The sequence below is a fragment of the Streptomyces sp. NPDC091416 genome, assembly GCF_044756845.1.
Classification (GTDB): Bacteria; Actinomycetota; Actinomycetes; order Streptomycetales; family Streptomycetaceae; genus Streptomyces.
This window is the reverse complement of the sequence record NZ_JBIVTU010000004.1, coordinates 1-24,554: the sequence shown is the minus strand read 5'-3', so window position 1 is coordinate 24,554 and position 24,554 is coordinate 1. Positions and strand designations below refer to the sequence as shown.

Sequence of the window (24,554 nt, the reverse complement as noted above, 5' to 3'; positions counted from 1 at the left end):
TCCGTGACGCAGTTCGCCGCTTCCCGGCACGCGGTGTGGCTCGGCGCCGCCGCGATCATCACCGACGAGGTCGGCCGGGTCCTGCTGGTCCGCCCGACCTACCGCAAGGACGACACGTGGCTGCTGCCCGGCGGAGTCGTCGAGCCCGGCGAACACCCGCACGTCACCTGCCGGCGCGAGCTCACCGAAGAACTGGGACTGGCGGACCTGCCCCTGGCCAGAGTGCTCGCCGTCCATTCCCTCTCCTCGCACCACCACAACGTCCAGCCCGGTCCGAGCGGCCCCGGAGAGGTCCGGTTCGTCTTCGACGGGGGAAGCCTCACTCCCGACCAGGTGAAGACGATCCGCCTGCCGCGCGAGGAGCTGTCCGAGTACGCCTTCCTGGAGACCCGGGACGCGGTACAGCGGCTGCGGCCCGTGGACGGGAAGATCATGCTCGCCGCCTACCGTGCTCGGCTCGGGGACACCGCCACCGCCCACCTCGCCGACGGCCGGCACGTCCTCGGCATCCCGGCGCTGGACCGCCTCGACGTCCACGTCCGCTACCGCCCTATGTGGGACAGCCCCCTCAACCGCGGCCCCGTCCCGACGCATCTACCCGTGCAACAAGCCTGGGCTTGGTGCTTCATCCCCGATGGCCGGGTCGTCGTCGTGGCCGATCCCGGCCCGCGGGGGGCCCTGCCGATGCTGCCCGGCGGCACCGTGGAGAGCGCCGACACGACACCCGAGAACACCCTTCACCGCGAAGCGGCCGAGGAAGGCCAACTCACCCTGGCCGATCCGGTGCGACTGGGCTGGGTGCTGGACAAGACCGGCGAGGTATACGGCGGAGTGGGCCCCAACGCCCGGCTCCGCCTTGCCGCCCGGATCACCAACATCGGGCCGGCGGCCGTCGACCCCGCCACCGGCCGCCCCTTCGCCCGACTGCTCGCCGCCCCAGCCCAGGCAGCTGCCCTGCTGGGCTGGGGGCCGCCCGGAGCGCGGCAAGCACAGCTCGCCGTGGAGACAGCACGGGAGCGGTGGGGGCTGCCCACCGCTCGCGCCGCCGCCATCGAGGAGATCCCTGCGGAGGGGGTGCGGCTGAGCTGACCGGAACGACCACCCCGTCTCGTCTCGTCCTGCTCCACGCACCTCTGAGGTAGCTGCCCATGCCGTTGTCACACGACCACATCCGCACCGCCGTCGAGACCTACCTCGCTCACCACCCTCACGAGCGGCCACAGCTCGGAGGCTTCCTGGAAGCCCTCGACCGGGAGGCCGACATCGCCTGCCGCTCCACTTTCTCCGGACACGTCACCTGCGGCGCCATCGTCGTCGACCACCTCGGCCGCGTCCTGCACGTGCTGCACCTGGGGAGCGGGAAGGTTCTCGCTCCCGGCGGACACGCCGAGCCCAAGGATGAGTCCCTGGCAGGGGTGGCCCTGCGGGAGCTGCACGAGGAGACAGGGATTCCGCCCGACGCCGTGGCACCGTGGCCCGGCTACGAGACCGTGCCGTTCGACGTCGATATCCACGACATCGACGCTCGCCCAGGCAAAGGCGAACCTGGCCACCAGCACTTCGACGTCCGCTTCCTCTTCCGCGTACGCACCGCGGCAGAGGTGCCCGTGGTGCTGCAGGAAGAGGAGGTCGGCGGCATCGAGTGGCGGCCCCTGGACCGGGTGGCCTCCCCCTCCCTGCGCGAGAAGCTCATGAAGCTGACGCCCACTGTCGAGCCAGGGGCCTCCAACGCCTCCGCCCTGATCCACAACGACCGCGGCGAGTACCTGCTCCATCTGCGCGACTACCTCCCCGGCAAGATCTGGGAGCCGGGCATGTGGTCCCTGCTGGGCGGCGGCCGAGAGCCCCAGGACACCACCCTGGAACAGACCGTACGGCGCGAACTGGCCGAGGAAGCCGGCCTCGACATCCCCGACCTGACCCCGTTCGGCACCGAGTACGCCACCGACGCCGCCGGTACGACCGTGCCCATCGCGATCTACGCCGGCCGCTGGAACGGTGACCCCCGCGAACTGCGACTGACGGAAGGAGTGATGCTGGCCTGGTTCTCCCCCGCCGATCTCCACCGCCTACGCATCGCACCCACCACCAGCGACCTCGTACGGCGTCACGCCGCCAGCAGTCCGGCCGGCACCCCCGCAGAAGGGCTGCCCGTGCCTGCCGAGGAGACCAACACCGCGGCCTGGCAGACCTACGGCCGGAGCCAATTGGCCCGCGCCTACACTCCCCCTGTCCCCGACCAGCTCTCCTGGACGTCCTGGGAAGGGGTCGGACCAGGAGCAGAAGTCCTCGGTGACATCGCGGGCCGCCGGGTCCTGGACATCGGATCCGGCGCGGGCCACCACGCCGTCCATCTCGCCCGGGCTCACGGGGCCCGCGTCACTGGGATCGAGCTGTCCCCGACCCAGCACGAGCGCGCCGTCTCCACGCATACGGACCTTGACGGCATGGAGTTCGTCCAGGGAGACGTGGCCGACTACCTGGCCGGAGCTGAGCCGTTCCACGCCGCGTACGCGATCGGGACGCTCGCCTTCATCGACCCACACCGCTCGCTGCCGGCTCTGCGCGACGGCCTGCGTCCGGGCGCCCCGCTGATCCTCTCGCTCCTGCACACCGACCTCCACGGCCGCGGTCCATCCACGGAGGTGGCTCCGCGCGAGCAGATGATCCTCCTGCGCGACGACCCGCCACTGCCGACACAGATGTGGGTTCTGGCACCGCATCTGTGGGAGGACCTGCTCACCGAATACGGCTTCCGCGTCGAGGCCATCGACGTGCTGAAGCACCCTGACGAGAACGCGTCAGTCATCCAGCAGCTCATCCGCGCCCGCCGCCTGCCCGCCCGTCCGGTACGGGTTTCCAGCCGCCCCCGACCGCCGGTCGCGCACGCGGCCGTAGGCGTCGGAGCGATCATCGTGAGCGAGCAGGGATTGCTGCTGGGCCGTCATCATCGCGGCACCATCGAGCTTCCCGGCGGAACTGTCGAGACCGGAGAGTCCTTCGAAGCTGCGGCGGTCCGGGAACTCGGCGAGGAAACCGGTCTGACCGCGCGTTCCGAAGACGTGCAGCTCCTGGGCACGCTCCTCGACCATGTCGAAGGAGTCCTACGGGTCACCGTCGGGGCGCTCGTGCACGTCTGGCAGGGCCAACCGGCCACGCAGCCGAACGAAAGTATCGGCGAATGGGCGTGGTACCCCCTCGATCAGCTCCCGGACGGCCTGTTCGTGTGCAGCGCTCAGATCCTCACCGCCTGGCGCCCCGACCTGAACATCGACCACACACCCGCGCATTTCACGCCCTTCGCCCACGGCTCACAGCCCTCGAAACCGGTGGACGGCCTGCTATGACAACGAGTTGTCGCAGTCACCGGATGGCAGGGCTCCTCTGCTCGGCCTTCGTGGTCACCGAATCAGATCACGGCAGTGACCGTGATCAGTTGGGCCTCGGCCGGGGACGCACATTCGACCAGGCGCCGACTCGCCAGACCACCCAGTGCCTCGTCGACCGGAGACTCCCATGAGGACGCATAGCCCTCTCAGGGAACGCATTCTGGTGGCCGTCGACGCCGGTCGAGATCCGATCTCCTACGCCGGCATCGTCGGGCAGCTGACGCAGAGTACCTCGGTCAAGATCACCTCGTTCAACCACGAACCGGATGGGCCGCCCCTTCGAGTTGCCCTCGTCGTCGCAGAGACCGTCGACGAGGAGCGCTTGAGCGTCCTGCGCCGCATTCAGCGGACCACCCGCGCCCAGAGCATCCTCGTTATCGGTTCGATCACCGAGCAGGCTCTGCGGCCCGCCCTCGCAGCCGGAGCCGTCGGCGTCATCCTGCGCGAGCAGGCGACGCCCGACCACCTGGAGAGCGTGATCAACGTGGTCGCAAACCAGGGAGCGCACCTGCCCCCGACGCTCCTCGCCAACCTCCTCGCCACAGTCGGCCGCGTACAGGACACCGTGCCAGCACAGCGAGGACTCGCCTTCGCGGGACTCCAGGAGCGAGAGATAGATGTGCTGCGGCTCGTTGCCGACGGCCTCGAAACTGCAGAAATCGCAACGAGGCTGGGTTGGTCCGAACGCACGATCAAGAACATCATCCAAGGAATCACCACCCGCCTTCAGCTGCGCAACCGAGCCCACGCGGTGGCATACGCCATGCGCGAAGGACATATCTGACCACCTTCAGCTTGCAGGCCGGCCAGCCCAGACCGGCCACGCAGCCGGAGGAGAGCGTCGGCAACTGGGCATGAAATCCGCTCGGTCAACTCCCCGACGGAGTAGGCGCTGCATCAGCACAACGGCCGACACCGGTGATCGCCGCGTCACAACGTATGTGCCGCGCTCCCCTAGCAACACACACCACTCAAGATCAAGTTGGAGTCCTCCATGCCGCATCTCTCCACGCGCCGGCCCATATCTTCGGACGGCGCCGTCGGCACCGGGCGGTTGCATGACCTGGAGCAGACCGCCCTGCGCCACAACGTCCCCGTCGAGGACGTGCTGCTGATCGCCGTCAACCTGTACGGGATCACTTCGGACCAGGACCGTCACCGGGCCAGGGTCAGCCTCCGCCTCGTGCGCCGCCCCGATGTTGCCTGGCAGATCATCGTTCCGCTGAACCAGCCGGCCAGCCCGTTCCGGCTCCGGGGCGACGAGCTGTCGCTGAACGGCGAGGTGATCGCGCACGTCGAGCGCATCGACGCCGACGAGGCGGTCGGAGGCTACTTCCGTAACGAGGGGCGTGCCGCGACCCTCAACCCCAATGCCCGCAGCCGGTGCGTCGGCTGCGGCTGGTGCCCGAACACCCTGGAGGCCGCCGCCGATCCGAGGATGCAGGAGGACCAGGGGCTCGACGCTCTGCTGCGGGCCCTCGGCGAGCAGCACCCCCGCCGCAACCTGGCCGAGTTGGAGGAGGTCACCGTCTCCACCGGTTGCTTCGAGCGCGAGGGGGCCGCCGTCGCGCACTTGACCGCCTTACGCCCCGCTCTGGAGCGGGCCGGTGTCACGGCACGGATCGGCTTCCTCACCTCCGTGCTGCGCACCGACGAGGCGTTCGAGACCATCGCGTCGCAGGTCTCGCCGTTCGTGCTCAGGCTGACGGCCGAGCATTTCACCCGGCGCGAGGCCCTGATGAAAGCGACTAAAGCTGATCTTCGACCGTCGCAGATGCCGGGCCTGCTGGCGCGGGCGCGGAGGGCAGGGCTGGACACCTCGTACACGTACATCGTCGGCCTGGACCCGATGGAGGACCTCATGCGCGGGGTGAACGGGCTGGCGGGCGAGGTCACTGCGTTCCCGAACGTCCAGGTCTTCCAGGCACACACGGTGATCATGCAGGGGATGCGGACGCCGGGCGCGGAAAGCCTGGAGTACTACCTGCAGGCACGTACGGTGATCGAGCGGGCCATGGCGAAGACTGGGCTGCGGCCGGTGTCCTGGGAATGCTACCGGCCGCTGTGGTATTTCACCTACGCGGGAGAGGGCCTCGTCGATGGGCGTCGCTGACTCGGTCATCGACCGGGTGAGGGTCGAGCGCCTCGACGAGAACGTGGCGGGCCCGTGGGAGGCCGGTGACAGCCAGTTCGCGGTGGTGGTCGAGTCCGGCGGGCTGGCCGGAGTGTTCGCTCCGGTTGACGAGCTGCCCGCCGCCTTGGTAGCCACCCGGCTCGGGCAGAGCGCTCTGCACCACCCGGTGGTCGACCACGATGGTCTGCTGCGCAGACTCCTGGCCGAACTCGGTCCGCACGCGGCGGGACTCGGACGCTGGGCGGTCGGGGCGCTGGATTGCGCGGTATGGGATCTGCACGGGCACCTCGCCGGCCTCCCCGTCGCGGCCCTGCTCAGCGACCGTCCCGCACGGCAGGTGCCGGTGTACGCCTCCTGGCTCTCCCTGGACCTGAACGCGGATTCGGCCATCGAGTCGGTCAAGGCCACCGCGGGCCAGGGGTTCGCCTTCACCAAGTGGGCGCTGCGCGAGGCAGAAGCCGACCAATTGGTACTGCTGGCCGAACGGGCTGCGGAGTGGGCGGGGCAGAACGTGGCGGTGGACGCCCTGGGCACTTGGGGCCCCACACGGTCCCGGGAGGTTGCACGACGACTCAACCCGGAGGCCGTGCGCTGGGTGGAGGACCCGCTCCCACGGACCGATCTGGACGCTTACACGCTTCTGCGCCGGCAGACGAAAGGTCTACCGGTCGCGGTGGGCGAGCGGCTTTCCTGCCTGGAGGAGGTAGCAGTCCTGCTGAGGCGCTGCCGACCAGAGGCGTTCACGTTCGACGCGGTGTGGTGCGGCGGCATCACCGAAGCACGGGACTGGGTGGGCGTCGCTCACGTTGCCGGGGTGCCCGTCCATCTGCACGGGCGGGCGTTCCTGCCCGCCGTGCACCTGGCCGCAGCCTTCCCTCACGCGGCCGGCGCGGTGGAGTACCAGGTGGTGTGGGAGCCACGCCGGCAGCGGACGCTGCGCGGCACGCTCCGGCCGGAGGGCGGGCATGTGGCTCTTCCCGACCGGCCCGGTCTCGGGATGGAGGTGCGCTGGTAATGCCCAGGCACACAGGGGAGTTAGTGGTCCGCGGACGGCTGGAGCGGCGCGAGGGAGCCGTCCTGCTCGTCGTGGACGAGCGGCTGAGCGGACACGACACGTTTCTGTCGACAACTCTTCGCCTCGACCGGCCGGTGCGCCTGCCCGATCTCCCTGTCCGGATCCTTACGTTCGACGACGTCACCGTCCTGGCACCCCTCGTATCTGTCCTGCCCCAGTCGCAGGACGGGGACGAGTGGGGCGGCACCTTGCTGATTCCCCACGGCGCCCGCCCGCCGACGATCCCCGACGACCTCGCCCGTGCTGCTGCCGAGGCCGGCATCGACACCAGCGGCTGGTCATCGGCCGAAGCCCGGCACCTGCTGACCTTCCTTAGCGAAGCAGTCCCCGGCCCTGTACGTACCGAGCGAATCGGCATGATCATCGCGGCTCTGGCTGGTCCGTCGTGAACGCGGGCGGGGTGCGGCTGGTGAGCCTCGACGTCGGATACACCCTGGGCGAACCGTCGGGGACGACACTGACGCAGCGCCTGGTGGAGCTGTCCCCGCTCCCGGCCCGTGAGGCGAAGCGGGTCGCCCAGGGGATCCTGCACGCCCTGGATCCCCGCCGTGATGCGGCGGGGCCGCAGACGGTGTGCGCCGCTCTGGGGATCGCACCGTCTGCCTTCCCCCACAACCACCGCCCACCTCACTTCGCTCTGTGGCCCGGCGCGGTGGTGGCGGTGGCGCGGATCGCCCGGGTCGTGCCGGTGGTCACCCTCTCGAACGTGAGCCACTGGGACGAGCGGCAGACCGACGTCGCCGCCCTTCTCGCCCCCCACCTCCGGGCCCACCACCCCTCGTGGCAGCTCGGGTTCTCCAAGCCCGACCCACGCGCTGTGCAGACTGTTGCCAGGCTGCACAGCCGGGATCCCGCAGAGGTACTGCACGTCGGCGACAGCCTCGACTACGACGTGCGCGGCGCCCTTGCCGCCGGAGCCCAAGCTCTGTGGATCACCCCGCACCCGCCGTCGGCCGAAGCCCTCCGGCTGCTGGCCGAGCACCCCGGGCGGGTCACGGTCGTACCGGACCTCGCCCGCGCGGTCCGGCACATCGAGCGAACCGTCCTTCCGTCACCCCGCACGATCAGGAGAACCACCCCGTGAGCCAGTTCGACACCACCGCCCCGTTCTACGCCGCCTACCGGCCCGGCATCCCGAAGGATGCCGTCGAGCTGCTCGCGCGGCGGGTGGCCGGCAAGGACCAACGGGTCCTGCTCGACCTCGGGTCCGGCACCGGCCAGGTCCCCCTCGCCCTGGCCGGGACGGTGACGGAGATCGACGTCGTCGAGCAGGACGCGGGCATGCTCGCCGAGGCAGACAAGGCGCTTGCCGGGCTGCCGGTCACCGTCCGCCTGCACAACGCCTCGGCCGAGCAATTCACGCTGCCCTCCTCCCCACTGGCCGACCTGGTCACGGTCTGCCGCGCGTTCCACTGGATGGACCAGGGCATGGTGCTGTCGCGTCTGGAGGGCATGACCGCGCCGGACGCGACCGTCGCGGTCATGGGCGACGGCAGCCTGTGGACCGCACGCACCGAGTGGACCGACTCCCTGCGGGCCCTGATCCAGGAGTACCTGGGCGAGAAGCGGCGAGCCGGAGTGGGCAGGAAGTACGAGGCGCACGACCGGCCCTACAGCGAGATCCTCGCCGAGTCGGCCTTCGGCCAGGTCGAAGAGCACACCATCGCCGTCGAGCGAGAGTGGACCACCGACACCGTGATCGGCTACCTGTACTCAACTTCCTTCGCCGCCCGGCCGCTGTTCGGCGAGCGAGTCGAGGACTTCGAGCGCCGTGCCCGAGCTCTGCTCGACGAGCACACTGCCGCGGGCGGGCTGATCGAGCACGCCTCCTTCCAGGTCGTCCTCGGCCAGCGCGGCTAACCCGCTCCTCCCTCTTCGCCGGGGCGGCCCCCTCCCCGCCCCGGCTCGGTTTCCCGACCCCCTCCTGAAGGAGAACCACGATGCCCCGACCTCTGACGTGGAGCTACGACGAGCGGCGCCGGTTCCTCGACGACGGCGTCCTCATACGCCGTGGTCTGATCCACGGCGAAGTCCTGTCCCGGGCCCGCGACCTCGTCAACGACTGGTTAGCCGAGGCATACGACCCCGCGCGGCTCACCGCCTACACCGAACGCAGCTTCGCCCCCGAGCTGGAGGGGCACCCCGACCTCCTCGCCGTCTACCACCACAGCGGCCTGGCGGAGCTGGCCGGAGATCTCCTGCGGCCTGCGAGGGCCACCCCGGTCACCCGGGCGCAGATCCAGATCCGGCTGCCCCACAGCACGCAGCAACCGGTCAAGCGGATGCACGTCGACGGCGTCTCCTGCCCCCACCTGGAACCCCGCGACCTGCGAACGTTCACGTTCATCGTCGGCGTCGTCCTGGACGGCAGCGGCGCCGCAGACGCCGGTGCTCTGCACTACGTGCCCGGCGGGCACCACCGGATGGCCGACTACTTCGCCACGGACTGGGCCCTGGGACAGCCGGCCCAGACCCCCGCCGACATCGACGCCCAGAACGGCACCGCCTTCACCGCCGAGCCCGGCGACGTGATCGTGATGCACCACCTCGTCCCGCACCGGGTCGGCATCAACACCAGCAGCGCCCCGAGGGTGATGGCGTACTTCCGTATCCACCACGCCCAGCACAACGACCTCGCCCTGGCCGCCCTGTCGGACCCGTGGCTGGAGTACCAGGCACTCGCCGACCTCGCCCACCCCGGCACCACGTGAGAAGGCGGAGCACCGTGGACGTCCTCACCCCCGACCAGCTCCCCGCAGGCGCCCGACTCCTGGCCGCCGGACAGGTAGTCGCCGTGCCCACCCCCCGCTGGTACATGCTCTGTGCCAGCGCCGCCGACCCGGCCGCCACGGACGCGGTCTTCCGCGCCAAGCAGCGCCCGAGCACCAAGCCGCTGCTGCTCCTGCTCGACTCCCCGGCCACGGCCGAGGACCTGTTCGACCTGAGCGGCGACGCCCGCCTGCTGGCCGCGGCCCTGTGGCCGGGAGACCTCGCGCTGCGCCTTCCGTGGAAGCCGGACACGAAGAGCATCGCGGCGGTCGGCTCCCCGGCGCTCGCCGGATGCCCCGACGGAACCCTGGGCCGCCTCGTCGCCCTGGCCGGCGAACCGCTCGCCGCCGCCGTGTGCAGCATCTCCACCCCCGTCGCCGGCGAGAGGGACCACCCGGCTCTCACCGCCGCCCAGGTCACCGCATTCGACCGGATGACGGGGGCCGGTATCGCCGCGGTCGTCGACGGCGGGATCTGCCCGCACGGCCGGCACATGACCATCGTCGACTGTCCAGCGGGCGTCGCCGCGCGCTTGGAACGGGAGGGCACCGTCCACTCCCGCGCTGTCGAAGCCGCTCTCGCCCCGGCAGGAGGACCGCATGTGGGCTGAACTCGCCCGCCGGACGAACCGTCTGGTGCCCGACGCTTCGGTGGCCGCCGTCATCGACGCGCTCGACTACCTCTGTCTCGCCCAGCTCTACCTGCGCGACAACCCGCTCCTGGCCCGGGCCCTGACTCCGGGCGATGTCACGACGCGACCGGCTGGCCACTGGGGAGTGTGCCCGCCTGTCAACCGGATGCTTGCCGCTCTGGGCCCGCTCCAGGTGGCCGTCCCCGACGGTTACGAGCTGCACGTCCTGCACGGCGCCGGGCACGCCGGGCCCTCCGCCCTCGCCCATGCCTACCTCACCGGCCGACTCGGCCATGCCCATCCTCACCTGCGCCAGAACGCGGCCGGGCTGCGCGAACTCGTCACGGGTTTCCCCCTGCCCGCCATCGGCGGGGAGATCACCCCGCTGATCCCCGGCCACCTGCACACCGGAGGCCAACTCGGGCCCGCGCTCGCGATCGGACAGGGCACCGTCCTCGACGCACCCCACCGGCTGTCGGTGGTCCTGATCGGCGACGGAGAATGCGAGACCGGGACGACCGCCGCCTCGTGGCTCGCCGCCCGCGCGCTGCGCGGTACGGGCAACCACGGCACCGTCCTGCCCGTCATCCTGCTCAACGGGCTGCGCATGGGCGGGCCGAGCGTGCTGTCCACCCTGGACCGCGCCGAACTCACCGCCTATTTCACCGGCCTTGGCCACCGGCCCGTCTACAGCGACGGGCTCGACATCGGCCAGCTCCGCCAGGCGGTAGCCGAAGCACTCGGCGCCGCCCAGCCCCTGGGCATTCCGGGGCCCTCCAGTGTCCTGGTCCTCACCCTGGACAAGGGGCATGGCGCCCCCGCCTGCCTCGTCGGCACCCCGGCGGTCCACAAGACGCCGCTGCGTAACCCAGCAGATGTACCCGCCGAGTTCGACGCGCTCGCCGACTGGCTGGCCTCCTACCAGCCCGCCCAACTCCTCACCTCCAACGGCCGGCCCCGACCGCATCTGCTGCCCGCGCTCCCGCCGCCGCGGCCGGATCGCGACTGCCTGCCAGCACCGCGCGGCTGCGTCGCCGCCGCCGCCCAGGTCGCCGCCCACGCCGTCGGGCGCCCGTTCGCGCAGGTGGTCCCCGAGGTCCTGCGGACCCGGGCCGAGCAGGGACCGTTCCGCGTGTTCAGTCCCGACGAGCTGACCTCCAACCGCCTTGACCTCACCGACGAGCACGGATGCCCGGTGCCGTGGGCGGTGGAAGTTCTCAGCGAGGAGCTGTGCCACGCCTGGGCCCAGGGCTACACGGAGACCGGCCGGCACGCCCTCGTCGCCACCTACGAGGCGTTCGCGCCGATCACCCTCAGCCTCATCCAGCAGCAGCTCAAGCACCGGTCCGTGCGCCGGCACGCCGGGCTCGCCCCGCTGCCCAGCCTGGTCTACCTGCTGACCAGCCTGGGCTGGCACAACACGTTCACCCACCAAAACCCCAGTCTGACTACGGCACTTCTGGCCAACGGCGACCCCACGCTTCACGTCCTCACCCCCGCCGACCCCGGGCGCGCCGCCGCCGCCCTCACCTTCGCCCTGCGCAAGCTCGACCGGTGCACGATCGTCGTCGCCGACAAGCACACGGCCGTCCACCACCCACTGGAGACCCTCGACGAGGAACTGCGGCAAGGCATCGCAATCTGGCCCCACCTGACCCATCCCGGCCCCGGCGAGCCCGACCTGATCCTCGCCTCCGCCGGTGACCTCCCCGCCGAGGCCCTGACCAACCTCGCCCGGCGACTGCGCGCCGAACGTCCCAGCCTGCGCCTGCGATACGTACACGTCCACGACCTCACCGCCCTCGCCGAAGACGGTGCCCACCCTCTCGCCCTCGCCACGGACGCATTCGCCCGCCACTTCGGCACCCGGGCACCAATCATGCTGGCCACCAGCGGACACCCCGCCGACATCCACGCCCTCCTCGGACGCCGCCACCCCGGCCCTCGACTCACCGTCCACGGCTACCGCGACCCCGGCCGCCCCGTCTCCCAGGAACACCTCCGACAGTTCTGCGGCCTCGACGAACCCAGCCTGTGGCAGCTGGCCACCACCCTCACCGACCTCCCGAAGGAGATACCGGCATGAGCACCCTGCAACCGCCCGGGGCCCCCGACGCCGGCACCCTCGACACCTTCGAACGCGATGGGTACGCGATCGTCCGCGACGCGATCACCCCGGAACTGCGCGACCGGCTCCTGACCGCCGCCGAGCGGCTACTGGCCAGCGACATCACCCAGGGCCGCGACCAAGGTGGCGACGGGAAGGATGGATTCCGCGGATGCCTCAACCTCGACCGCGCCTTCCTCCCGCTCCTCGCCAACGTGGCCGTCCTACCCACCGTCGTCCAGCTCCTCAGCCCGAACATCCACCTGTTGTCGGCCCACCTCATCGCCCTGCCCAGCGGTCCGCCGCGCACCATCCGCGTCCCCGAGCGCCACGGATGGCACCGCGACATGTACGGCGTCACCGCCGACCTCGGCTTCCCCCACACCCCCCGCATGGCAATCAAGGCAGCCCACTACCTCACCCCCCTCACCCCCAACTGCGGGCTGACCATGTTCCTCCCCGGCAGCCATCGCCTCACCGAAGAACCTGTCGTCCCCGCCGGCACCATCGACCCGCCCGGCGCCGTCACCCCCGACATCACCTCCACCGACACAGTCCTCTTCGAGAACCGAACCTGGCATACCGGAGGCATCAACCTCTCCGGCCATCCACGCATCGCCCTGATGCTCCAGTACGGATACCGCTGGCTCCACCCCATCGACGACCCTGCCACCGACCTCCGGAATGACTCTGCTCTCACCGCGATCGAACAGCAGCTCCTGGGCCTGCCCGACCGCCATCCGGACGGATCCCTCGCCAAAGGCAGCGGAGCTGCCCCCATCCGCTCGTGGTGGAAGACCGGTCCAGCGACTTCCGTCCGGTGATGCTGCCGCGCTCGCGGATCCATGGCGGCTACTTCCTCGAACTGCGGGCGGACCTCCGGCGGGTGGTTCTTGAGGAACCGTCATGGCTCCGGCCGTCGCCCGGAGGGGCATTACAGCGCATCACGCCTACAGATCGACCTTGCACTTCGGCAGCAGCCGGGCCCAAGAGGCCCCCTGGCGCAGGATCGCCAGCCGTCGCGCACAGAACACGGGGAGCGCTGGCTCCAGTTGCCGCAAATTCGCGGCAGACAAAACCTCAACGTAGCTACACTGAGGCTCAATTACCTCCATGCACCCTACCGCCTAGCCGCATCTGATGACCCCAACTTGCGTATGCGCGGATCCCGTGACCGCACATCACATTGGGCCGCACTTCAGACGGTTAATCATGACTCGCCATCAAACACGACATCATTCAGTGCAGCGGAAGATCGACGTCGGGTCCACTAGCGACGGCATTGAAAGTTGATGACCAGCAGGCAATCACCTACACCACACCCACCTACCCGAATGTACCGAAAGCACCCATTTTTCGCCGCACGGCGCCCACTCAGCGCAATGCATAGTTTTTCGTGAGAGTCAGGTCTCGCAACGAGCGAAGCGAATGCGTGATACGTCACACCCCATTCACCTGCGGCTTTCGATACGGCATGGTTGCCACATGAATGCAGTCCTCTCAGCCGAGTTCGCGATCATGGATTTGGCCAAGCGCCTTACGCTCCGTCCCTCGCGGCGCGACGGATACTCCGCGTACTACTCGGCGTCGGGACCGCTTGCCATGCAGCGAATGATCAAGGACCTCATCACGCAGCTCGGCCAGCCGTCGCAATACTGTGGCGGGGTGGGCCCCATCGTGCGGTGGCACACCGGCTCTCACACGGTGACCCTTGATACGGGAGAAGGCCACGGGGTCCGGCTGTCCGCGTGCCAGACCCACACCCTTGAGGAGGCCGAGAGGGCGCGATTCCTAGCCCTGGCAAGGCGCGGCTCCCTCACGGATGAAGTACTCCCCTACCTTTGGCGCTTTCAGCCCTCCGGGGAGTTCAGCCCCGCACCGGTCACCCCGCTCGCGCAGGACTGGACGGAGCTCGAAGTAGCCCTCGAAGCACTCCTGCGCGACTGGTGTCAAAGTTTGGAGCTGTTGCTCGGTAACTCGGCCGCAGGATTCACCATTGACCATGGCGATGGCAATCTGGTTCTCATGGTGGACCCGGGCGACGGCCTGGAGAACTCCGGTGACGGCGTCGCAGTATTCGCCGACAGCAGGGATGACACAGACCGAGATCACCCTCACCGGACCGCCATGAAGGCTCGCGGGTGGCAGTCATTCCTTCCGGTGCTCTCGTACTGGGAGGCGTATTTCGACCGCACTCGGGACGGTTCTGCGGCCGCGGCGCAACTAGTCGTGAATGAGCTCAAGGCCCGCGGGGTGGACACTCCGGGCAGCCTCCGCTTGATCCGCGCTTCTGCCGGTACCCCCGAATACGGCAAGCTGGACGTCCCGGGCGTCGGCATTGCCCCCGGGTCACCTCAGTAGCCTTTCCATGGGGTCAAATCAGACGAAGCGGAACCTCGGCCACCCCTTGCATTCATTACATCAAGGCATGCCTTATCGTCACTTCACGAGCATCTGCTGAATGAGAGTGATGATGAGGTTGCGGAGCGAAATGCGACGACTGCTTAGACAGTCCGAAAATCGCCTTGCCGGACTTCCAGGGCACGTCAGCAGCATTCCTGAACTAGTAGCCGCGGTTGAGGAATCGCAGGGGCGAAGCATTCAGCTGATTCGCATAGAGGGTGCCCAGTCCCTACATGACACATGCGGCATGCGGGCAACTCTGGACAAGACGACACATATCCTCTATCACCCCAGGCCGACGCCACACCAGACCGAGCATCTCATCCTGCATGAACTGGCACACGAATGGCTCGGCCACGATCTGGCTGGCGATTCGGTGCCAGTCACGTTGACCGATTCGGTGCAGCAGCGTGTTGGCGCGGGAGTGCCTGCACGACAGTTGGTACACGAGGAATTCCGGTATGCCCGGGCTACGGAGCGGGAGGCCGCGATGTGCGCGTACTTGCTGGCGGCCCGGATAGGGGCGCCGACCTCGGGGACGAACCTGATCAGTCGCCTGGAAGCCACACTGTCGCGCCCCCTCGGTCGACACCGTACCCACCGGGGGATGTGACAACAGCATGCTCTCCGTACTGCTCTGGGTTGTACCGGTCGTGATGACGGCGACGACGGCATGGAGGCTGCCGTCTCTCTGGACCCCTGACGTGCTGCACCGGCACCTGTGGATGTGCTGCGCGGGTTTCGCAGCTGCCTTGTGGTGCCGAGTTCCTCCCGTGAAAGAGGCTCTCGACAGTTCCGCCGTCACCGACGTTTCCGCCTTGCTGAAGTACACCTTCTCCTTGGCCGCGATCTTGGCCGGGCTGAAGTACATCATCGGGGTCTACGGCGAAGCGGGGCCGTCCCGGCACGTCTCGGTGAGCACATGGGTCAGCCGCACAGCCCACCGCCTCGCGATCACGTGGCTGGGGCTCCTCGCAGTCCTCTTCTTCTCGGTGGTGGACCGGTCCGAGCCGAGCGTCGACTTCACCACGGATCACGCCGGCCAGTGGGGCGCCGGGCTCTTCCTGACAATCGCGTACACCTACCTTGCAGCCGGTTCAGGTGTGGCCTGCTTCCAGTGGTGGCGGGCCGGCCGTCGAGCGGAGTACCGGTCGTTGCGCCTCGGATTGATGCTCATGTCGGCAGCCATGCTGATCTATGCCGTCTACCCTGCGGTACGCATCATCACGGTTTGGGCGCCAACAAGCGCCAGCGACGTCACCATGCGCACGGTCGCGGACAGCGTGACTCTCACCGTGGCGTTTCTGTGGGCTGCCGGAGCCGCGATCCCCTGCACGGTCGTGCTCACCGACCGGTGGACCGCATGGCGCATGCATCGGAAGCTCTATCCGCTGTGGGCGGATCTCACGCAGCAGTTCCCTCACCTCATCCTGCGGTCGGCCGGAGCGCGGCGTCGGGAGACCCTCCGAGTCTGGGGCCCGCTGAGCCTGCGCCTCGACCAGCGGGTCCACGAGATCGCGGATGGAATCGAGAAGCTGCGCCACTTCGCCACGCCGCAGCTCCTGCCCTGCGCCCAGCGGCTGACCGAGAACGACCTCGACCCCGAGCCGGCGACCGAGGCGCACTGGATCGCCACCGCCCTGGACAACGCGAGGACCGGCCGGGCCGCAGTCAGCTCCGCGCGGGCACTGCCGGCCAAGCCCCTGTCCGACACTCGAGCCGAGGCGTACTGGCTGACCCTCGTCACCGACGCCTACGCCCAAGTGACGCCGAATGCCGTACGCGCCCTCCACGACCGGGCCGGTCGCCCCGGGGCAGAAGCAGATTTCACGTCGGCAGCCGTGGCAGCGACCCTGTAGAGCAAATGGACCTGGTGTCCGGTCAGGTCTCCTGACCGGACACCAGATCATTGAGCACGGCGAGCATCGCCGCCGACAGCCCGCCCCTCGGCGAAACGAGAGCGACACCACGGTGATCTGCGAGACGCTGGAGTTCGGACAGCGTCTGGCGCTCGATGTCTGCGAGCGGGTGTGGTCGCGGCGGCGCAGCTGCCGGGTCGAACATGCCGAAGGTTTGGTCTTGGGCTGCCTCCAGCTCTCCGGGGCCTAGTCCGTAGAGCGCCGAGAGCGCTTCGAGGATGCTGGGATCCGTCAGGCGCCTTCGTCCCCCTTCCGCATCCCCCAGAGCATGTCGGGTAAGCCCCTCGACGGCATCGGCGGCGGCACCCTGGGCGTAACCCGCATCACAACGCAGGTCGACGAGGTCGCAGGGGCCTTCGCGCGGAAAGAGAATGTCGACGGGCACGCCGAGGATGTCGGCGATCCGGACCAGCTTCTCGGCCGGCGGAAAGCGCTGCCCCTTCTCCCATCGCGCGACGGCGACGTGAGCCGTGAGCCCCAAACCCGCAGCCACGTCTTGCTGTGTCAGGTCGGCGTTCCGGCGGGCGGTTCGCATCTCTGCACCGGAGAAGCGACGTGGTGGCACAAAGTCTCCCGAAGGTGCTGGTCAGCAGGATGATCGGCATCCGATTGCTCCTTGCCACCAGACGGTACATCACGTAACGTCTCGCCAGGAAGCTGTGGAGGCCACCCCTCCGCTATCCGCACCATCTCTCCACGCCCCCCTGCGCGCAGGATGTGACGCGCGGGGGCGGCACAACTACTACAACGTTGTAGAACCAATCCTGGACTTGCAACGCACGCTCTACGTATGTTCTTCGTCGTCCGCCTGACCGCCCTCAGCAGAACGTGACACACACGAGGGAACCACGAAAAGGCCACCACCCACAGCAATGGCGCCCGAGAGTTTGCACCTCTCGGGCGCCCGCTGCCAACGGCAAGTCCGCCCCGGCAAGGGCGGAGGTTGCCCACCATCACCACGTTGATCCCTTGCATGGGGCGTCTCAACGTGGCAACACCAGAGGGGATTGTCGCATGCGCTCTGCCCTGCGCAAAAGGCCCGGCTCGCCGGATACAGTCCGCCCAAAACCATCCGCTGTCCGCCTGAGCGGCACCGCACACACGCTCCGCCCGGCAGCCAGGAGCAGCCGATGAGCGGCCAAGCACGCGACTGGGTCTGGGAACACAGCTCCAGCCGGGGAGCCGCACGCCTGGTGCTGCTGTCCATCGCCGACCGAGTTTCCGACGACCAGTGCATCTCCTGGGCCTCGCTGTCCAGCCTGGCCAAGCGCACCCTTGCCTCGGTCTCCACGGTGCGCGAAGCCGTCGAGCGCCTGATCCTCGCCGGCGAGCTGGAAATGCTCGACGACCTCGTAGGACCGCAGCGCAGCACGGTCTACCGCCTGCCCCTCGCCGCAGAGGCCGTCATACAGGCCCGGCAAGAGCAGCACGAGGACGACAGCGACGCCGCGGTGTCCGACAAGCCCGACGCTCCGGCGAAGCTCCGCCTCTCGGCTCTCCGGCGGTACGGAATTCGCCCTCGCGAGGTGCCGAAATCCCCCGCGAGGGGCCGGAAACCGGCAGCACCGGAAACCGGCAGGTCCAGACGGAAACCGGCACCCCGACGTACCGGCCACCGGCACAGCGATGTACCGGCCACCGGCACACAGAACCGTAGTGAACCTGATTTGAACCGGAGGTACAGCAGTAGTGGTGCTGCCGTCACCTCCGCTGCCGAGTGGCAGGTCGACTCAGCAACCCACGCATGGCTCCGTCAGCAGGGACACCTCGACCGCCTCGGCGAGCAGGGCCTCCAGATCGCCGACGCGAAGTGGCGCGCCTACCGCGCCGACTCCAAGCCGAGGCCGGCGGACGTTTGGGCTGCCGACTGGAGATCCTGGATCGCCCGAGAGCACGCCCCGGGCCGCCCGAACCTCCACGCCGTACCCGGCGGCAAGGGCAGCACCGCACCTGGCGGGATGACGCGGGCCGAGGCCCACGCCGCCGCGCTTCTCGCCGCCCTCGACGAGCCGACCGGAACGGAGGGCTGACCATGGACCGCCGGGAAATCGCCGCCCTGTTGGCCTGCATCGGCCGTCTCGATCCCCGCACCATCCGCACCGACCAGGGCGAAACAGGAGACCAGCTAGCCCAGTGGCACGCGCTGCTCGGCGACGTGCCGCCGACCACCCCGCACGGCTGGGACGCGCTGGTCGCCGCCCGCCAGCACATCCGCACCTCGCCGTACCCGATCCTCCCGGCGGATATCGCCCGACCGTGGGAGAGCTACCGGCGCGACCGCCTGGCACGCCACTCCGACCCGACGCCGTCCGCCGATCCGGACGACCAGGCCGCCTGGACCGCCGAGCTGGTCGGCACCCGGCACGCCGTCGCCACCGGCACCGCACAGCCCGCCCAGGCCCGAGCGATCACCACCGGTCGCGACGGGGTCAATCCACGGCTGAAAGCGAGGCTGCGGGAGATCGGCTCCTGCATACCTCCCGCCACCCGATCCGCCCTCGCGCCTTACCGGCCCGCCCGAGCGGCACGCGAGGCAGCCGTCGCGCAGGGCAAGGCCGACGCCCTGAGCGTCCCGTGCGGGTGGTGCCTGGCCCAGCCCGGTGAGCCGTGCCGCCGCCGGAGGATCGGTCCCGACGGCGGTGCCCGTGGCATCGCCCCGTGCGCAGCTCATCCCAGCCGCCTCGAACTCGCCACCACCCAGCAGGCCGAGCAGGTCCAGCAGCCCGCCGTGGCCTGACCTGCGCGCAAGACCGGAACACCGCTGTCCGGTGCACCGCTACTCACACCACCGTCCCGCCCCGGCTGCGGCGCACGCTCTGGCGCCGCAGCCGGCACCCAACGCCGCGTCCGCCCCGACGGCCCGCGCGTCCGACGCGGCAGCACATCGGAGATCCCCTTGCGCCACATCACCACCCACGACGCGCCACCCACCGGCCTGCGCGGCATCGGAGACACCAACTGGCACACCCGCGGTGCGTGCCACGGCATGGACATCGAGGATGCCGACGCGGTGTTCTTCCCCGGCCCCCGGGACCACGAAGACATCGCAGAGGCGAAGGAGCTGTGCGGCTGGTGCCCCGTACGAGGTGACTGCCTCGACTTCGCCCTGGAGAACGTCCTCAAGGAGGGCGTCTGGGGCGGCCTCACCGAGGCCGAGCGGCGTCCCCTGCACGACGGTCTGGCTCAACGCCTCGACTACCGAAGAGTGATGGCCTTCTTCCAGGGACGCGACGTCCATCTCACCGAGGCCGAGCGGCAGGTCGTCATCGACCACGCCTACGTCCGCGGCTGGAGTCCGTACCGCCTCGCCGCCCCGCTGCAGATCAGCCGCAAGCATGCCCGTGACCTGCTCCGGCAGTCCGCCAACAAGGTCCTCGACCGTGACCGAACCTACGGCGTGCCACGGCCCAAGAAGAAGCGGAAGAAGACCGCCCCGGAAGCAGGCGGCCCCGCGCCCGCCAGGCCCGGCAGCGATCAGCCCGTACACCGCCCGGCAGCGTCGACTGCGGCGCCCGCCCCTCTCGGAAAGGCCGCATGACCCTCACCGTTCTGGCCCTCGGTGTCGCTCCGGACCTCCCTCTCCTCCTCACCGCCGTTGTACCTGCCGCCGCCCTGGTTCTCGTACTGACAGCCTGGACGGTCCGACGCCGGGGAGGCCGCCCACAGAAGAGTCTCGGCGGTCCGGCGGTCAAGGTCGCAGCCCTCGCCGCCCTCGGCTGCACCGCCTACAGCGCCGACACCAGCTGGCGCTTCGCCGCCGACTACCTCGATATGGCCGGCACCACCGAGCGAGCCGGCATGTTCGCCGCAGCCGAGCTGGCGCTCTTCGCCACCGCGCTGATGGCCCGGCAGAACCTGGCCACCCAGGGAGCCCCCGGCCTGCCGGGCACGCTGGTCTGGGTGATCACCGGCGTGCAGGTAATCCCCGCCTACGCCGAGAGCGGCCCCGTCGGCGGCACCGTCCGCGCCTTCGTCGGACCGATCATGGCAGCGATGCTGTGGCACCTCGCCATGGGTATCGAGCTGCGCCTGCATACCCCTGGTGCCGCCTCCCACGGGCTCATCGCCCTCCTGGGCCGAGAGACCCGGGAAAGGCTTCTATCCCGCCTTGGCATCGCCGCGCGAGACCGCGACGCCGCGCAGATCACACGGGACCGAGCCACCTCCCGCGCGGTCACCCTCGCCGCCAGGCTCGCCGAGCGCACACCCCAGCAGCAGCAAAGCCGACGTGGGCGGCGGCTTACCCGGCGCCTATCGAAAGCGGTCGGAAGGGCTTCGGTCGGCACCGACCCGCTGCAGCGCACACAGCTGCTCGACCAGCTCGCCGCACGACGGCACGCACTCAAGCTTGCCACCATCCCGCTGCCCTCTCCCTGGTCCCCGGAGCCCAGCACCACATCGGCAGCCACCGTCCCCCCGCATCCGACGTCGACTACATCGGTCCCCGTGGACGGTCCCCACGGTTTCGACGAGCCGAACGGGGCCCGCGGACCGAGCAACGTGAAAGGGCCGGTCCCCGAAGTCGAGACCTTGAAGGCGCCAGAACACCCGGGGACCGAGGACGAGAACGCGGGGACCAGCGTGGGGACCAAGACCCCAAAAACCGGCGCGGTCCCGGGGACCGGTCCCGCCAAGCCGGAGGGGACACAGGAGGACACCGCAGGTATGGGAACCGACCACCCCATGCAGGAAGTGCCTGCTCAAGGCCCTGATTCGTACTGGGGACCGACCACCACCGACACGGGGACCGAACCCACCGGGGACCGGGGACACAAGTCCCCTCTCCGTCGGAAGCCAACCACGAAGCCCCGGCCGAAGAACAAGGGGAAGCGCGGTCGGTCCCGTGCCCCTCAGACGCAGCGACAGCCACGAGAGCTGGACCTGCCGGAGCTCCAGCTCGTCCGGACGGTCCGTCCCCACGTCCCCGGCCTGCTCGCACGGGATGGCAACGAGTCCGTCACTCGGGTCCAGCTGCGGGAGATCATCCGCCGCGAGGGCCTGACGGGCTGCCGGAACGACCGAATCACCCTCGTCCTCCAGGAGCTGCGGAACGACGACACCACAACAGCAAGGAGCACCGCCCGATGAACACCTGCCGCAAGTTCGACACCGTCCGCGGGGAGTACGAGCGGGAGATCGGCTACATGCTCGCTCACTCCAAGCGGTACGAGGGCAGGCCGGCGGCGAAGTCCAGCGCAAAACAGGCAGCCTCGACGAAGCAGCGGATGGCCCGGGCGCTCAACAGCCACATCGGGCGCTGCCCCGAGTGCGGCTGACCCGGCAACAGCGCAGCTCATCTCCTCAATCCGTATGGGTGGCCCGGCTCCGTGCCGGGCCACCGCCACCCCTCCGGGAGCCACGTCGTGATCCCTCGCTCATCCGAGCCCACCGCCGCCGAGGCCAGCGCCTGGGCAGATGTCCTGGTCCGCCGACGGCTGCTGCACGCTGCAGTTCTCACGCCGACCGGCCAGTGGCTCGTCCAAGCCCGACCCCACGAGGCCGTCCGCGCCCTCTCGGGGCCGGCCGACCTCGTCGCGCTGGCCGAAACCATTCAGAACCGCACCCGCTCCACGAGGTCCGAACCCAGATGACGAACACACCCCAGAACGGCACCACCCCGGAGCCCGACGTCGACCCCAACTCGGTCCCGGGGCGAGCAAGTTGGGGCGGAAGCGTAGCTTCCACCGAACCCGCCCCCGAGGGGGCGGGAGAGGAACTGCACCGGGGGGCGCAGGTCCTTCAGGCTTCGACCGGGGGCGGATCGAAGCCGGGGCAGGAGGAGCAGCAGAACACGTCACGCGCACGCCGCCAGCGCACCCCTCGCGCTCGCCAGCGCCCGCGTCAACCGCCTGAAAAGAAGCGCCTGCATCAGCCCAACACACGTTTCAACGATGATGAGTTCAAGCTGATCCAGTCCGCCGCCGCCCAGTGCCATCTGTCCGTCGCCGGGTTCCTCGCCCGTTCCGCGCTCACCGCCGCCCGCGACCTCGACCGCACAAGCGCCGAGATCGCCGACGAACGCGAAGTGATCACCGCCCTGTTCGACAGCCGCCGTCGGCTCGGCTGGGCCGGCAGCAACCTCAACCAGATAGCCAAGGCAATCAACTCCGGCGCGGACGCTCCCCAGCTCGAAGCGGCCATCGCCGCCGTACGGCGCGCCGCCGACACCGCCCACGACGCCGCCACGCGCGTGATCGAGGGCAACAACTCATGATCCCCAGCGTCAATCCCTCCGGGTCGGACACCCGAGGTCTCCTCTACTACCTCTACGACACCGGCAAGCACGAGGACCACACCGACCCCCATCTCGTCGCCTCCTTCGACGGTATGTCCCCCGACCCCGGACGCGACCCGGACGCCACCCTCACCGACCTCACGAAACTCCTGGATCAGCCGATGATGGCCCTCGCCCGGCACGCCCGGCCGGCCAAGCACGTCTGGCACACCTCCGTACGCGCCGACCCGGGCGACCGGATCCTGTCCGACGAGGAGTGGGCCGGCATCGCCCGCCGGATCGTCGCCGCCACCGGGATCGACCCCGGCGAGGGGCAGTCCGGCTGCCGCTGGGTCGCCGTACGGCACGCCGATGACCACATCCACATCGTCGCCACCCTCGTCACCGAGGACGGCCACCGCCCCGACGATTACCGCTCCGGCGCCCGCGCCCAGGCCGAAGCCCGGCTCATCGAGAAGGAACTCGACCTCCATCAGGTAGCACCCGGTGACGGCACCGCCGCACAGCGGCCCACAAGCGCCGAACGGCACAAGGCCAAACGTCAGGGCCGCGAACGCACCGCCCGCGAAACACTCCGCGAGACCGTACGGCGGGCGGTGACGGGCGCGAGGAGCGACGAGGAGTTCTTCGCGCGGCTCGCCGCAGCGGGCCTGTTGATCCGCAAGCGCACCGCTCCCTCCGGTGACCTGCTGGGATACAAGGTCGCGCTGCACGACGACCTCAACAAGGACGGCGAGCCGGTGTTCTACCCCGGCGCGCGCCTGGCCCCCGACCTGTCGCTCCCCCGCATCCGGGAGCGTTGGTCCGGCGACCCGGCCTCCGACCAGGACGACACGGTCGTTACGAGGCCGAGCACCCCGGCCGCTGCCCGGCGGGCCACAGCATCGGCGGCGTGGCAGGCCGTACTCGTCGTCGAGCACGGCGACGACGCCCTCGCCGCCGCCCACATCGCCGCCGCCGGCGAAGTCCTGGACGCCCTGGCAACGACGTCCGCCGCGCACACACGTCGCGAACTCCGCGACGCCGCAACAGCCTTCGAGCGCGCCTCCCGTTCCCACGTACGCGCTGTACGGGGCCACGACCAGGCTCTGCGTCAGGCGGCCCGCGATCTCGTCCACGGCGGCAACGCCCTGGGCCGGGGCGAGGACGGCGCGAGCACCGCGATGGCGATCGACATGCTGTTCCTCCTGATCACCGTCGCCGCGCACTGGCACGCACGGAAGGGGCACGCACAGCAGGCGGAGGCCGCCGCCCGGGCCGCCGAGCACCTGCGCGCCGCCTACCAGCCCGCCGCCGCCCAGCCCCTCGGCGCGCTCTACGCGCGAGGCCGGCGGCTGAGCAGGCCAGCGATCCAGCGACAGACCGCACTACTGCGCGAGGCCCTGCCGAGCCTGGCCGAGCAGATCCTCGCCGAGCCCGGCTGGTACGCCCTGGCCGCGACCATCACCGAAGCCGAAGCCGCCGGCCACGACCCAGCCCTCCTCCTCTCCGACGCCGTGGAGCGCCGGGAACTCGACACCGCAGACCAAGTCAGCGATGTCCTGGTGTGGCGGCTGCGGCGGGCGGCCGACCTGCCCGCCGACGCCTCCGTCCTGCCCGAGACGGGCACGGCAGGCGCCCGGATCACCACGCGCAGGCCCACGACCCGGCCCTCCACGCCGGGCAGACGTCTCAGCGGGCAGGAGACACCGGGTATGGCCCGATGAGCCCCGCCGTGCGGCACCGGCCCACGCCGTCGGCAGCTCGGCGATACGGAAGTCGGCGCTGTGGAATTTGTGAATTGAAACCGCCGTGGACCTAGGGCGTGTATCGGAAGTGGCTTGAGAGGCTGCTGGTTCGTTAGTCCCGCGACGGGGCGGCGAGCCAGCGGTCATCCTGGAACTCGGCTGGGA

At 69.8% G+C, this 24,554-nt stretch carries 23 protein-coding genes and 1 pseudogene; 23 read left to right on the top strand and 1 reads right to left on the bottom strand.

What is annotated here, in order from left to right:
* Window positions 1-3 precede the first annotated feature (3 nt).
* The 16 genes and pseudogenes from ACIQMX_RS13750 (at window position 4) to ACIQMX_RS13675 (ending at window position 16,367) form a co-directional block, all read left to right on the top strand.
* Window positions 4-1,089 carry an NUDIX hydrolase gene (locus tag ACIQMX_RS13750; protein WP_402477580.1) on the top strand — a complete coding sequence of 362 codons (1,086 nt, stop codon included), beginning with the start codon at window positions 4-6 and terminating at the stop codon, window positions 1,087-1,089.
* 59 nt (window positions 1,090-1,148) lie between these two features.
* Window positions 1,149-2,090: pseudogene (locus ACIQMX_RS13745) on the top strand (NUDIX domain-containing protein); the annotation flags it as partial.
* A gap of 63 nt (window positions 2,091-2,153) precedes the next feature.
* A complete protein-coding gene (locus ACIQMX_RS13740) occupies window positions 2,154-3,347 on the top strand; it encodes a bifunctional class I SAM-dependent methyltransferase/NUDIX hydrolase (RefSeq protein WP_402478456.1) in 1,194 nt (397 codons plus the stop codon).
* A 205-nt stretch (window positions 3,348-3,552) separates the two neighbouring features.
* On the top strand, window positions 3,553-4,173 hold the full coding sequence (locus tag ACIQMX_RS13735) for a response regulator transcription factor (protein WP_402477577.1): 621 nt from the start codon (window positions 3,553-3,555) through the stop codon (window positions 4,171-4,173).
* A 210-nt stretch (window positions 4,174-4,383) separates the two neighbouring features.
* Window positions 4,384-5,502, top strand: coding sequence for a hypothetical protein (locus tag ACIQMX_RS13730; RefSeq protein WP_402477574.1), 1,119 nt, complete (start codon window positions 4,384-4,386; stop codon window positions 5,500-5,502).
* Window positions 5,489-6,538, top strand: coding sequence for an enolase C-terminal domain-like protein (locus tag ACIQMX_RS13725; protein WP_402477571.1), 1,050 nt, complete (start codon window positions 5,489-5,491; stop codon window positions 6,536-6,538). Before ACIQMX_RS13730 ends, ACIQMX_RS13725 begins: the two co-directional genes overlap by 14 nt.
* 71 nt (window positions 6,539-6,609) lie before the next feature.
* Window positions 6,610-6,987 (top strand): hypothetical protein, encoded by a 378-nt coding sequence (locus ACIQMX_RS13720; protein ID WP_402477569.1) that lies wholly within the window; start codon window positions 6,610-6,612, stop codon window positions 6,985-6,987.
* Window positions 6,988-7,007: 20 nt separating this feature from the next.
* Window positions 7,008-7,682 (top strand): HAD family hydrolase, encoded by a 675-nt coding sequence (locus tag ACIQMX_RS13715; RefSeq protein ID WP_402477567.1) that lies wholly within the window; start codon window positions 7,008-7,010, stop codon window positions 7,680-7,682.
* Window positions 7,679-8,458, top strand: a complete 780-nt coding sequence (locus ACIQMX_RS13710) for a class I SAM-dependent methyltransferase (protein ID WP_402477564.1) — start codon at window positions 7,679-7,681, stop codon at window positions 8,456-8,458. The genes ACIQMX_RS13715 and ACIQMX_RS13710 overlap by 4 nt, the downstream gene beginning before the upstream one ends.
* Before the next feature lie 80 nt (window positions 8,459-8,538).
* Window positions 8,539-9,309 (top strand): phytanoyl-CoA dioxygenase family protein, encoded by a 771-nt coding sequence (locus tag ACIQMX_RS13705; RefSeq protein WP_402477561.1) that lies wholly within the window; start codon window positions 8,539-8,541, stop codon window positions 9,307-9,309.
* Window positions 9,310-9,323: 14 nt separating this feature from the next.
* Window positions 9,324-9,977 carry an L-threonylcarbamoyladenylate synthase gene (locus tag ACIQMX_RS13700; protein WP_402477558.1) on the top strand — a complete coding sequence of 218 codons (654 nt, stop codon included), beginning with the start codon at window positions 9,324-9,326 and terminating at the stop codon, window positions 9,975-9,977.
* Entirely contained in the window at window positions 9,967-12,084 is a 2,118-nt protein-coding gene (locus tag ACIQMX_RS13695; protein WP_402477556.1) for a phosphoketolase, read from the top strand. The genes ACIQMX_RS13700 and ACIQMX_RS13695 overlap by 11 nt, the downstream gene beginning before the upstream one ends.
* Window positions 12,081-12,929: a phytanoyl-CoA dioxygenase family protein gene (locus tag ACIQMX_RS13690; protein ID WP_402477553.1), complete on the top strand. Its 849-nt coding sequence runs from the start codon at window positions 12,081-12,083 to the stop codon at window positions 12,927-12,929. The genes ACIQMX_RS13695 and ACIQMX_RS13690 overlap by 4 nt, the downstream gene beginning before the upstream one ends.
* A 661-nt stretch (window positions 12,930-13,590) precedes the next feature.
* Window positions 13,591-14,466 carry a hypothetical protein gene (locus ACIQMX_RS13685; RefSeq protein WP_402477551.1) on the top strand — a complete coding sequence of 292 codons (876 nt, stop codon included), beginning with the start codon at window positions 13,591-13,593 and terminating at the stop codon, window positions 14,464-14,466.
* A 289-nt stretch (window positions 14,467-14,755) separates the two neighbouring features.
* The gene (locus ACIQMX_RS13680; protein WP_402477550.1) at window positions 14,756-15,121 is read left to right on the top strand and encodes a hypothetical protein; all 366 of its coding nucleotides are present in this window, start codon (window positions 14,756-14,758) and stop codon (window positions 15,119-15,121) included.
* 7 nt (window positions 15,122-15,128) lie between these two features.
* Window positions 15,129-16,367, top strand: a complete 1,239-nt coding sequence (locus tag ACIQMX_RS13675) for an MAB_1171c family putative transporter (RefSeq protein WP_402477548.1) — start codon at window positions 15,129-15,131, stop codon at window positions 16,365-16,367.
* A gap of 22 nt (window positions 16,368-16,389) precedes the next feature.
* On the opposite strand, the gene ACIQMX_RS13670 is transcribed toward ACIQMX_RS13675, so the two are convergent.
* Entirely contained in the window at window positions 16,390-16,962 is a 573-nt protein-coding gene (locus tag ACIQMX_RS13670) for a helix-turn-helix domain-containing protein (RefSeq protein ID WP_402477545.1), read from the bottom strand.
* Window positions 16,963-17,557: 595 nt separating this feature from the next.
* On the opposite strand from ACIQMX_RS13670, the gene ACIQMX_RS13665 reads away from it, so the two are divergent.
* The 7 genes from ACIQMX_RS13665 (at window position 17,558) to ACIQMX_RS13635 (ending at window position 24,368) form a co-directional block, all read left to right on the top strand.
* Window positions 17,558-18,457, top strand: a complete 900-nt coding sequence (locus ACIQMX_RS13665; protein ID WP_402477542.1) for a helix-turn-helix domain-containing protein — start codon at window positions 17,558-17,560, stop codon at window positions 18,455-18,457.
* 2 nt (window positions 18,458-18,459) lie between these two features.
* Window positions 18,460-19,164, top strand: a complete 705-nt coding sequence (locus tag ACIQMX_RS13660; RefSeq protein ID WP_402477541.1) for a hypothetical protein — start codon at window positions 18,460-18,462, stop codon at window positions 19,162-19,164.
* Window positions 19,165-19,323: 159 nt separating this feature from the next.
* A complete protein-coding gene (locus ACIQMX_RS13655; RefSeq protein WP_402477538.1) occupies window positions 19,324-19,965 on the top strand; it encodes a WhiB family transcriptional regulator in 642 nt (213 codons plus the stop codon).
* On the top strand, window positions 19,962-21,515 hold the full coding sequence (locus ACIQMX_RS13650; protein ID WP_402477535.1) for a hypothetical protein: 1,554 nt from the start codon (window positions 19,962-19,964) through the stop codon (window positions 21,513-21,515). Before ACIQMX_RS13655 ends, ACIQMX_RS13650 begins: the two co-directional genes overlap by 4 nt.
* Complete coding sequence (locus ACIQMX_RS13645) at window positions 21,512-21,703, top strand: hypothetical protein (protein ID WP_402477533.1); 192 nt, start codon at window positions 21,512-21,514, stop codon at window positions 21,701-21,703. The genes ACIQMX_RS13650 and ACIQMX_RS13645 overlap by 4 nt, the downstream gene beginning before the upstream one ends.
* A 311-nt stretch (window positions 21,704-22,014) precedes the next feature.
* Entirely contained in the window at window positions 22,015-22,641 is a 627-nt protein-coding gene (locus ACIQMX_RS13640) for a plasmid mobilization protein (protein ID WP_402477530.1), read from the top strand.
* The gene (locus tag ACIQMX_RS13635) at window positions 22,638-24,368 is read left to right on the top strand and encodes a relaxase/mobilization nuclease domain-containing protein (protein WP_402477528.1); all 1,731 of its coding nucleotides are present in this window, start codon (window positions 22,638-22,640) and stop codon (window positions 24,366-24,368) included. Before ACIQMX_RS13640 ends, ACIQMX_RS13635 begins: the two co-directional genes overlap by 4 nt.
* Window positions 24,369-24,554 lie beyond the last annotated feature (186 nt).

Bases quoted from the DNA above. Each gene is read 5' to 3' on its own strand.
- ACIQMX_RS13695 (WP_402477556.1), top strand. From the start codon at position 9,967: ATGTGGGCTGAACTCGCCCGCCGGACGAACCGTCTGGTGCCCGACGCT.
- ACIQMX_RS13725 (WP_402477571.1), top strand. From the start codon at position 5,489: ATGGGCGTCGCTGACTCGGTCATCGACCGGGTGAGGGTCGAGCGCCTC.
- ACIQMX_RS13640 (WP_402477530.1), top strand. From the start codon at position 22,015: ATGACGAACACACCCCAGAACGGCACCACCCCGGAGCCCGACGTCGAC.
- ACIQMX_RS13690 (WP_402477553.1), top strand. From the start codon at position 12,081: ATGAGCACCCTGCAACCGCCCGGGGCCCCCGACGCCGGCACCCTCGAC.
- ACIQMX_RS13670 (WP_402477545.1), bottom strand. From the start codon at position 16,962: ATGCGAACCGCCCGCCGGAACGCCGACCTGACACAGCAAGACGTGGCT.
- ACIQMX_RS13685 (WP_402477551.1), top strand. From the start codon at position 13,591: ATGAATGCAGTCCTCTCAGCCGAGTTCGCGATCATGGATTTGGCCAAG.
- ACIQMX_RS13660 (WP_402477541.1), top strand. From the start codon at position 18,460: ATGGACCGCCGGGAAATCGCCGCCCTGTTGGCCTGCATCGGCCGTCTC.
- ACIQMX_RS13680 (WP_402477550.1), top strand. From the start codon at position 14,756: ATGCGGGCAACTCTGGACAAGACGACACATATCCTCTATCACCCCAGG.
- ACIQMX_RS13665 (WP_402477542.1), top strand. From the start codon at position 17,558: ATGAGCGGCCAAGCACGCGACTGGGTCTGGGAACACAGCTCCAGCCGG.
- ACIQMX_RS13650 (WP_402477535.1), top strand. From the start codon at position 19,962: ATGACCCTCACCGTTCTGGCCCTCGGTGTCGCTCCGGACCTCCCTCTC.
- ACIQMX_RS13635 (WP_402477528.1), top strand. From the start codon at position 22,638: ATGATCCCCAGCGTCAATCCCTCCGGGTCGGACACCCGAGGTCTCCTC.
- ACIQMX_RS13645 (WP_402477533.1), top strand. From the start codon at position 21,512: ATGAACACCTGCCGCAAGTTCGACACCGTCCGCGGGGAGTACGAGCGG.
- ACIQMX_RS13705 (WP_402477561.1), top strand. From the start codon at position 8,539: ATGCCCCGACCTCTGACGTGGAGCTACGACGAGCGGCGCCGGTTCCTC.
- ACIQMX_RS13675 (WP_402477548.1), top strand. From the start codon at position 15,129: ATGCTCTCCGTACTGCTCTGGGTTGTACCGGTCGTGATGACGGCGACG.
- ACIQMX_RS13730 (WP_402477574.1), top strand. From the start codon at position 4,384: ATGCCGCATCTCTCCACGCGCCGGCCCATATCTTCGGACGGCGCCGTC.